This window comes from Janthinobacterium sp. BJB401, assembly GCF_013372745.1.
Classification (GTDB): Bacteria; Pseudomonadota; Gammaproteobacteria; order Burkholderiales; family Burkholderiaceae_D; genus Janthinobacterium; species Janthinobacterium rivuli.
This window is the reverse complement of the sequence record NZ_JABXFH010000092.1, coordinates 1-7,118: the sequence shown is the minus strand read 5'-3', so window position 1 is coordinate 7,118 and position 7,118 is coordinate 1. Positions and strand designations below refer to the sequence as shown.

The window sequence follows — 7,118 nt, the reverse complement described above, 5'->3', positions numbered from 1 at the left end:
CGGGTCGCTCACTCAAAAAACTGACAGGCCACTTCCGAAGAAGTATCCTATTTCATTATTTCTTGTGAACATTTGATATTTTAAGTTAGACGCCAATCCGAAAATTGACGCTGCACTTACATCAAATGCCCACACTTATCGACTGTTAATTGTTAAAGAACTGTATTCGGTACTGCTTTCGCGCTATCGACAAAGCGTTGTGTTTGTCAGCTGCGAAGAAGGAAGAGTATAAAGCGTTTGCAGCATTTCGTCAATCTTCTTTTTCCACCCTGCTTTACTCTGCATTTGCATGCGTCGTTCAGCGAGGGGGCGAATTATAGCCCTACGCCGCGATAGCAGCAAGTCTTTCATCCAAGATTTATTAGTCAATGTTTTGTATCGCTGTCCTGACCCAGCGAAAACCCAGTCTTTCCTGCTCCATGCGAAGGCACTCGCCCAAAGCATGTTCATGCAGTATTTTAAACAGCGCCAGTTCCTCATGTGTCAAGCGGGTCAGATTACCACCGTGGCGTTTATGCGGCTCTTCACTTCCCCACAACAAGCGGTGCGCTTCCAGGGTCGCGATGTCCATCAGCATGGAGCGTGCTTGCGGCAAGTATGCTCGCAAGCGATCCAGAATGGCAAAACCGTGCGTATCGATATCGCCCCAGTAAATTACTTCCTTGTCAGCCAACCAGGGCACATCGCCTAGGCGTTCGACACTATAACCGCCGCCGAAAATCACCATGCTGTCTTCAACCTCCGGAAATACCAGGCCATTGATTTCATTCTCGGTAATAAAGACGCGTTTTACATTGACATGCAAGGCAGCGAACTGCGCTACCGGTACGCTCAGGTCAGACAAACCAGCGATATAATGACGTGGATCGAGCAGGCGAAAACGTATCAATACCGGTTTGCTCAATAATCCATAACGCGTTTCAAATTGGCGCGCCCCGACGGCCTGCGCGTCGATCGCCTCGGGCAGCATTAGCTGATCCAGTAATTCCGCCAGCAAGGCCTTGCGCGTTTCGATGAATTTTCCATCCACCCCAGCGATGTCGAGTTCGCGCAAGTAAAGCTGCGGACGTGGATGCGCCACAAACCATTGCAAAATCAGCACGATGCGCTCCCATGCGGGCGCGTGCTCGAGCAACAGCATCGGACGGCGCGCGATCCAGCCAGCCAAAGCAGGAAAAACCTGCAGCGTCAGCGTCAGCAATTGCTCGAAACGCCGCTTCTCCGCCATTTGTCCGATCAGCCGCAAGGCGTCGCCCTCTTCGTCCACGATCAAGCCAGCCGGCATGCGATTGCGCCCCAACTGACGATGATTGATATCACGCCATTCGATGGTGTAGCCGTAGCCCTTGTGACTCTTGCTGCCTTCGTCAAGTTGGCGTATCCAGCGCCGCACTTCATCGAATTGCTCGCCCAGGTGCGCCGAGGCTGGCTGGCGCAGATTGAGGTGCAAAGGAAACAGCGCGCTCTGATTGACATGCGCAGCCAGCAGGCGACCGCTGTCCCACAGGCGCAGTAACTGTGTACGAATGTCGGCCGGCGTGGTCCAGTTGCTGCTCATGGCACTCATGCGCCGCGAGCCTGGCGCTCGGCCTGGTACTGCTCGATGCTCAGGCAGCGCAACATCGATTGCCGGCCCTCTTCGCTATGCACGAAGCCCAGGCCGGCAACATAGGGTTCGATGATATGGATTTTTTGCAACGGCGTGACGATCAGCAATTGCAGATTCATGCGCTTGAACAGTTCCAGCCCATAGCGCGCGGACTCATCCGAGCCGCGGCCGAACGCCTCATCGATCACGACAAAACGGAAGGATCGCGAACGCACGACGCCCCACTCCAGGCCGAATTGGTATGCCAGACTGGCGGCCAACACGGTATAGGCCAGCTTTTCTTTCTGACCGCCGGACTTGCCACCTGCATCAGTGTAATGTTCATGCTCGCGGTCATCTTCACGCCAGCGCTCGGAGGCCGAAAACACAAACCAGTTGCGCACGTCGGTCACCTTGCGCGTCCAGCGCTTGTCCACCTCGGCGCTCCCGCTGCGGCCACGGAAGCGCTCGATAATCGTTTTGACCTGCATAAATTTGGCTTCCGTATATTCTTCATCGCTCGATCCCGTCAGCGCGCCTTCCGTGCAGGCACGCAAGTCGGCCTGGAAATCGCGCAGGTCAGCGTCCAGGTTGGGCTCGGCCTCCAGCGCGATATAGCGGTTGGGGTTGTAATCGATATCGTGCAGCGAGCGGTTGATGATATCGATACGTTCGCGTATGGTTTCACGTTCGCGCTTGAGCTGTGATTGAAAGCCAGCAATTTCGCGTATCGTGTTTTCATTGAGCAATTCCTTGAAGCGCTGCGCAAAGCGTGGCAAGTCATCGGCCTGCAGTGCCGCCAGCATCTTGCCAAACTCGCCAGCGGCATTGATGCTGACATCGACTTCACGCGTATCGAGCGGCCACGCCGTGACGTAATCACTCATGGCGTTGATGATACGATCGCGCAAACTGGCGATTTTCTTGCTGTCGGCATCGATACGCGCCTGCAAGAAAGTGCGCATGTCTTTTTCACGGTTGTCGCACGACTCCACCGTCAGTTTGTGCTCGCCCAGCGCTTCCCCCTGTAGCCGCTGCAGCAAGGGAAAATACAGCTCACGCGCGTGCGACGGCGTGGCGTCCAGCAACTGTGCACAATCGCCCAAGTGACCGCTGGCCTGCTCCTGGCGTTCGCTGAGTCTGGCGTGCTCGGTGGTGTGGCGGCTAATGTCGTCATCCGTTTTGGCTTGCGCTTGCGTCAACGCCTCAAGCTGCCCCTGCAGCTCTTGCAGCAGGTCGGACGCCGCTTCCAGTGCCTCTTTTTCACGCAGTAATTGTTCGATCGCCAGCAGCAAGGGCTTCCAGTCCAGTTCGTCGAAATGCTGGAACACCGCCAGTTGCTGCCAGTGACCCAGGCGGTCCTGATGCGTTTTGACATCAATGCCCAGTGCACTGATGCGAGCACGATGGGCGGTGATGCGCAATGACAAATCACGCGCTTGCTTTTCCAGCGCCGCGATCTTGGCCTGGTTGGTCCAGCCCAGCACATAACGGGTGCGGTCTTGCAACTGATGACGGTCATCCTTTTCATGGCGCTCGCCACCCGCCTTGATCTGGCCGTTGTGCGTGATGGCCAATTTTTCACGTTGGAATTGCTGCAGCGATTCACAGCATGCGTAGTCGAAACGCCGCGCCAGTTCACCGGCGATCCATGGATAAAACGCCGAATCAGGCTTGATGGACAACTTGCGCACCAGTGAGTCCGGATGCAGCGGCCGTGCTTCCGGCACATTGACCGCGCGTACCCGAAAATACACCAGGCGCGCTCCAAGATGGCTGCGGTCCACCCATGCCGCCACCGCCGCATAATGGGCTTCCGGTACCAGCAGCGCCAGGCCGAAATTGTGCAGCAAACGTTCGGCCGCGCCCTCCCACGCGCCAGCATCGTCGCGTACCTGGATCAACTCGCCAACAAAGGGCAGCTCATCACCATCGAGATCAAGCGCGCCGCACAGCAAGTCACGCAGTTTCAGCATCTGGCCTGGAATATTCGAGCGGCGCTGGCGCAACGATGCGAGCTCCGCCGATAACTCGCCATGGCTGGCGCCCAGTTCGCGCACCATGACACCCGCCTCTGTCAGGGTGTTCTGGCACTCGTCGCGCTGCACAACGCATTGCGCCTGGCCACTGTCGATAGCACGCAAATTGGCGCGAAAGCCTTCGTCATCGGCAGCACCAGGCAAGCCCAGCGCTTGCGCCAATTGCTCGTAGAGCGCCGCGCGCCGCGCACGCTCATCCTTCAGCGTTTGCCGGCGCGCGATCTCGGCGTCGATCTGCGCCAGGCGATTGCCGCCGTTGGCGGAAATGGCTTCCCGTATTTCATCGCGGCGCAGGCCTTGTTCGCCGCGCTGCTGTTGCAGCCGCTGCAGGCGCGCGGCGGTTTTTTCCAGTTCCAGCACCAGTTGCTCCAGGCGACTTTTCAGCAACTCACTTTTCAAGGCAGCAAACCACGGCCGCAGCGCTTCGCGGCAGCCGCGCAACTGCTCATCCTGCTGCTGCAAGCTGGCATGGCGTGCGCAATCGGCAGTGAGCGGCAGCAATTGCTCGATCTGTTGCTTCGCCTTGAGTACAGCTTCGTGCGCGCGATGCAGATCATCGAAATGGGCAATCAGGGCGGCAATCCGCTCTTCGACGGGAAATGCTTCAAGCATGTGCTCACGCACGAAGTCGGTCAGGTTGCCGACCGATTTCATCGACACCGTCTGGTGAAACAACTCCATCGCCTGTTCATTGCCGATGCCGAAGCGGCGGCGGAAATCGGCACCATACGGTGGAAAACTGTCGTATAGGGTTATACCCTTGCTGGCGCGCAGGCGCTTGCGCAGCTGGGTGATATCGGTACCGAAGCCAGCGAACTGATCCACGATCGACAAGGCGCTGTCCGCCACCACATAAAAACGCTCGGGCTGGCCGCGCGCATCCTTGAGCCAGAAGACCTGCGCCAGGGTCACCGTCTGATCGTAGCCTTCGTTATAAAACACGCCAAGGATCACGGCATAGGTATTCTGGTCGCGCAAGGCCACCGCGCGCGCCGTACTGCCCGTGTCACCGCGTTCCGATTTGTAATGGCCAAGTACATAGGTACGCAGGCTGCGCTCATGCGCGTCGGCACCGGCGGCTTTGTTATAGGAAATCTTTTGAGCGGGAACCAGCAAGGTGGTAATCGCGTCGACCAGCGTCGATTTTCCCGAACCGATGTCGCCGGTCAGCAGCAGATTGTCGCCGCCCGGATGCAGTTTCCACACGCGCGCATGAAAGGTCCCCCAATTCAGGACTTCGAAGTGATGCAGGCGGAAGCCCGCACGTTCAAGTGGCGCCGGTTCCGCAAAATCTAATTGGGAACTTACGCCGCCCTCATGATCCCGCGCCGTCATTCCGCATCCTCCGACAGTCCCGCGCCATGACTGACGTAATCGTTCAGGCGTTGTTCAAAATCGCTAAGCCATTGCGCGTCGACAAACGCCTTCAAAATGCGCCGCACTTCAAATTGCTGATCCTGTCCACGCAAACGATACAGGAAGCCCAGTTCGACCACTTTATTCAAATGCGTCTCCATGCGGTCAAGCAAACGCGCTTCATTGGCGGTATCGGGCAGGAAAAGGCGCAATTGTTCGGTGATCTGCTCACGGCTGACAATTAAACGCGTATCGCCAGCATGGCTATCGAACTCCGCCAACTTTTTACGCAACAGCACCAGGATCAAACTGACCGGATAACTGAGCTGGCGCCGAGGCACCAGACGCGGTAGTGCAACTTCCCCTTCCGGTGTGGCACGCTGGCGCAGATAGGCATAGCCCTCGGCTTCGTCGAGTATCAATTCCAGGCCGATTTGCTGGTAATAATCGCGCACGCGCGCTTGCAACAGCAGCAGTGGCTGCCATAAGGCGACATCGTTTTCCTGGTACAACACGCCTTGCATCAAGGCGATCAGGATCTGGCTGTAATGAGTTTCGCTGGATGAATTCATCATGCACTGAAAATAAGAAGAGGTACGGTGGCAAGCCGCGCACGACCCTGCGCATCGCTCCAGTGTATCGTCTCTTCTTGCGTATCGTCGATCACGCTTGGCAATTCCTGCGTCGCCAGGCTCATATAAGTGGCCAGTTCCGCCAGGCCTTGCTCGAGCGGATATTCGGCGATCAGCGTGGCGAGCGACACTTGCTTGCGCTGCTGTAGCGCGCGCCGGATATTCGACGCCAGTTTCAGGCGGTCGACATGGACCTGCTCGAACAAGGCATCCGACGGCACCGGTTCGGCGGCTTCATCGAGCACGCCATGCAAAATGACGGGTTTGAAGGGCGGTGTAAACAAGATGCGATCCATCGGCGCCAGCACATTCGGTGCGGCGGCATCGATCTCGATAAAAGCGGCATGCTCGACCACCGCACGCGCATCGAGCGCCTTTTTTTCTATGTCGCGTATCAACCGCATGATGCGGCGGTTTTCCAGCCAGGCCTGATCGTCGAGATAGCGTCGCAACTGTTCCGACAAACGGGCCACCGTACGCTGCGTCACTTCGCCCACCTCCAGCCAGTCATAATGAATACGCAGCAAGCGGCCATCGGGTGCCAGTTCGCGTACCGGATCGAGCGCCATTACCGCATTCAACAACGCCGTCAATTCATCCTGGCGAGATGGCGACATCAACAAATCCCAGAAGGCGCGAAAACTCTTGCCTTCATCGGAATCGGCGATCACATCGCGCTTGCCGAAAATTTCCTGCAGCAATTCGCCCTTGTTGCCTTCCCATGCGGCGATACGTTCACGCACCGAGCGATCCAGGCTGCGAAAATTATGTTCCACGGCACGAAAATCGGACAATAGCTCGCGTGCAGTGGACGACATTTGCAGGAAGCGCTCGCGTACCTGACCAGGCTCCATCATGTCGAGCCGTCCTTGGGCAATCTGTCCGATTTCTGCATCGATCGCCGCCTTGCGTTTTTGCAGCTCGGCGATACGAGTACGGGGATTCAATTCCGTACCATCGATAATCTGCCGCAGCAAATCGAATACCGTCATCAGGCGCGATTCGGTACCGATGAATTGGCGCTGCCCCAGGCCGAGCAGCCAGGCGATCGCCTGTTCGGTCGGCGACGTCAGATCATAGTGGGGTTCATCCTGGCCGCTCGGATAATATTTGCGCAGCCAGCCCCGCTCGTCGGAAGCCCAGTCGTCCAGATACGCGGTCGCGCTTTTGGGAAACAACACCTCGCCAGCCAGTTCATGCAGATGGTACAGATGGTCGTCCAGATGCGATGCCAGTTGCTGGCGCGCGATGGTGCGGATATTGGGTGCAATAAAATGACGATGCAGGAAACTGGCGATCATCGGTGCATGATCGGCGGCAAGCAGGCGCCACGCCGGATGGCTGCGCCGCTGGGCTGAGAGCTGTTGATAATCCATCGGCATGCGTTTTTATAAAGTATGCAGCACTTTAGCATTGAACACCCGGGGTCAGACCCTCAATGCCGCAAACGCAGAGTTCATTGCCAACAGTGACGGGGGTCTGACCCCAGATTTCTACAGACGA

At 57.2% G+C, this 7,118-nt stretch carries 4 protein-coding genes; all 4 read right to left on the bottom strand.

Annotation, left to right across the window (positions count from 1 at the left end):
* Positions 1-361: 361 nt before the first annotated feature.
* Genes HWE17_RS28070 through HWE17_RS28055 form a run of 4 tightly spaced genes read right to left on the bottom strand, consistent with a single transcriptional unit; the run spans position 362 to position 6,997 of the window.
* Entirely contained in the window at positions 362-1,558 is a 1,197-nt protein-coding gene (locus HWE17_RS28070; protein ID WP_255206427.1) for a DUF3322 domain-containing protein, read from the bottom strand.
* 5 nt (positions 1,559-1,563) lie between these two features.
* Positions 1,564-4,962 (bottom strand): ATP-binding protein, encoded by a 3,399-nt coding sequence (locus HWE17_RS28065; protein ID WP_176391064.1) that lies wholly within the window; start codon positions 4,960-4,962, stop codon positions 1,564-1,566.
* Positions 4,959-5,507, bottom strand: a complete 549-nt coding sequence (locus HWE17_RS28060) for a DUF4194 domain-containing protein (protein WP_255206426.1) — start codon at positions 5,505-5,507, stop codon at positions 4,959-4,961. Before HWE17_RS28060 ends, HWE17_RS28065 begins: the two co-directional genes overlap by 4 nt.
* A gap of 47 nt (positions 5,508-5,554) precedes the next feature.
* Complete coding sequence (locus HWE17_RS28055) at positions 5,555-6,997, bottom strand: DUF3375 domain-containing protein (RefSeq protein WP_369681789.1); 1,443 nt, start codon at positions 6,995-6,997, stop codon at positions 5,555-5,557.
* Positions 6,998-7,118 lie beyond the last annotated feature (121 nt).